The sequence below is a fragment of the Hyalangium sp. genome (assembly GCF_035629615.1).
Taxonomy (GTDB): domain Bacteria; phylum Myxococcota; class Myxococcia; order Myxococcales; family Myxococcaceae; genus Hyalangium.
Window position 1 is genome coordinate 1 of sequence record NZ_DASPHO010000484.1, and the last position, 2,066, is coordinate 2,066.

1 protein-coding gene and 2 pseudogenes are annotated in these 2,066 nt (G+C 69.0%); 1 reads left to right on the forward strand and 2 read right to left on the reverse strand.

Going from position 1 to position 2,066, the window contains the following annotated elements:
- Positions 1-81: pseudogene (locus VD972_RS24800) on the reverse strand (integration host factor subunit beta); the annotation flags it as partial.
- 134 nt (positions 82-215) lie between these two features.
- Entirely contained in the window at positions 216-1,598 is a 1,383-nt protein-coding gene (locus tag VD972_RS24805) for a YhjD/YihY/BrkB family envelope integrity protein (protein WP_324991038.1), read from the reverse strand.
- A gap of 254 nt (positions 1,599-1,852) precedes the next feature.
- Here VD972_RS24805 and VD972_RS24810 point away from each other — a divergent pair.
- Positions 1,853-2,066, forward strand: a pseudogene (locus tag VD972_RS24810) (hypothetical protein); the annotation flags it as partial.

A 2,066-nucleotide genomic window follows, 5' to 3' on the forward strand; every position in this document is an offset into this window, starting at 1 on the left:
CGTCTCGATTGTGGCCTCGGCTTGCTTCTGCGTCACACCTCGCTTGGCGACGAGGATGTTGATCAAATCGGACTTGAGCATCGGACGCTCCGGCAAACCGCGTGACCCCTCGGAAAGAGGGCGCTTTGGCCCGTGATCGAATCCAGAAAACATAACAGAACGACCGGCCGTTGCAAGCAGCCACGGTCGCGAACCTCTTGGAAACCTTACGGATTTCAGCCGGTGGCCGCGGTCCCCGAGGGGGCAGGCGCCGCCGGAGCCACCAGCGCCGGGCGCAGGTGGGCGATCAGATCGCTCCACTTCGTCCGGCGCAGCACGTCGGCAGTGGCGGCATCCGCGGTGTGGAAGAGCGTCTCCACGTGCTCGAAGCCCGGGGCACTCCGGGGGCCTGTCCAGGTCTCCGGCCCCCCCAGGATGGTGACCCCGTGGATGGCGCTCGAGATCTCTGCCAGCGAGAGGTCCGTCGGATCCCGGGCGGGCTGGATGCCCCCCTTCCGGCCGAACTCCAGCAGCTTCGCGTTCGTCATCCGATCAATGGCTTCAAAGACGAAGGACTCGGGGACACGCAGGCGGCTGGCCAGCTCTTGAGGGAGCGGGGGCGGCAGCCCGTCCACCCAGGCCAGGGTGGCCTCCGTGGCGATCCGGGCCGCGACCAGCTCCAAGGCCCGGGGGTGGTTGCCAAACGCCCACAGCGAGTCCCGGAAGGAGGCGTGCTCCACCGCGTAGGACAAGCGCGCACCACTGAGCACGAGCAGCCAGCTCACGTGGATCCACGCGAGGAACAGTGGCACCACGCTCAGGGAGCCCCAGAGCTTGTCGTACCGGAAGATCTGCTCGGCGAACTCCTGGTAGAGCACCTTGGCGATCACCCACCCCACGCCGGCGACGATGCCCCCCGCGAGTGCCGAGCGCACTGCCACCTGGGCGTAGGGCGTCCAGTAGAAGAGCAGGGTCAAGCCGATGACGGCGAGGCCCGCCATGGTGACCAGGACGATCTGGGGTGCGATGGAGTAGCCCGCATTCACGATGAAGGCACGCACCGCGCCTGTGCCTGAGAAGGAGGCGGCAAGGAAGACGGGGCCCAGCAGTAGCAGACCGAGGTAGATGAGCGCGCGGATGAGGATCGGCCGCTGGCGCCGGATGCCCCAGACCTCGTTCACGGCCCCGTCGATGTTGCGCAGCAGCGAGGCGGCGGAGAACAGCAGCGCCGCGAAGCCCACGCTGCCGATGGCGATCGAGTTGGCCGGGGTGAGGAAGCGATCGAGGAACTCGGCGGACGCCTCTCGCAAGCCTGGAGCGAGGGCCATGTAGATGGCGCTGCGCATGCGCCGCTCGAACCCCTCGTGGTGGAGGGTGCGGAGGAGGGCCAGGCCTACCGTGATGAGGGGAACGAGCGAGAAGACGCTGATGTAGGTGAGCGACGCTGCCCGGAGGCTGATGTTCTCCCCCTGGAAGTCGCGCACGAGCGCTCGCCCGGCAAGGTAGACGTCCGTCGCGAAGCGGCCCACAGAGGTCTGTGACACCGGATCCCAGCTCTTCTGGGCCCATCCGACCAGCGTCGTGCGCAGGTTCTGCAGCAGGGTGAGAAGTCTGGTCATTCGAGGAGAGGGGCAAGGCTAGTCAATCCCGCGCCCCTTCGGCCAGTCTCCTACTCCCTTCGGCCCCCGAGTGGGCCGCCTGCCAGGCAACTCCTCCGGCAGGCGAGCCTTCGGGCGCGCTCTCAGGACTCGCTGCCGCCCGTGTTGGACCCGCCCTCTGCGCTCGAGGGGGGAGGCGAGGCAGGAGGTGCGGAGGGCTCGCTGCTGGCGGGAGCCTGAGCTGGGCGCTGGGACTGCTCACCGCTGGCGGGCGCTTGAGGTGGGCGCTGGGACTGATCGCCCCGGCGGTCATCGCCGCGACGATCGTCTCGGCGCTGATCACCGCCCCGGTTCCGGTCGCCCCGATGCTGATCGGGACGCCGGCCCTCGCGCCGGTCACCGCCTCTGTCACCGCCCCGGTCGCTGCGCTCGCCCCCGCGCTCGCCGCCCCGGTCACCGCCTCTGTCACCGCCTCTGTCACCGCCCCGG